General features: G+C 36.1%; 1 pseudogene. It reads left to right on the top strand.

Annotated features, from left to right (window positions below):
• Positions 1-573, top strand: a pseudogene (locus ACWIX0_RS14075) (hypothetical protein); the annotation flags it as partial.
• Position 574 lies beyond the last annotated feature (1 nt).

The raw sequence follows: 574 nt of genomic DNA, 5'->3' as shown, positions 1-574 counted from the left end.
GCTTGGCATAAATTAGAACTCTATGCAAAAGAGCAAGAACTTAAACTGCAAAAGCCTTGTTTGCTAACAAGTGCTAAAAAATGGTGTGATTTATGGCAGCTCAAACTCTATCGCAAGACTTCAGCACACCACACGGACTTGCTAAAGATTTGGCATACGCTTATGGTGTTAAATGGCGTATTTGGACTACTTTTTGGGTTTATTTTGCTTTTTAGCCATTGTCAAGTTGATTTGCTTAAATGTATAAATCGTTGCTTGCCTTGTGATTATGTATGTTGCAATGCAGGCAAGATTTGTGCAAATATGTTGCTTGCGTTTATGTTTGTCGTGCTGTTTTTTAGCGCAGTTAAGGGCAAAATCTCAAGGTGGATATTTATTGTGGTTGGTTATTTAGCTTCATTTATTATTCTTATCATAAATCCTAAGTATTTATTCCCTGCTGTAATGCTTTTTGACAAAAGTGCTAATCTTAGCCACGAAGCCACCATAAGCGCGATTTACACAGCCTTATTTATTTTAGTGATTTTCTCACTACAAAAAACCGCACGCAAAAATTCCATAATCCCAAACTAAA

This window comes from Helicobacter sp. T3_23-1059 (assembly GCF_053654515.1).
Note: the sequence above shows the minus strand (reverse complement) of the source record. Positions and strands in the feature narration are given on the sequence as shown.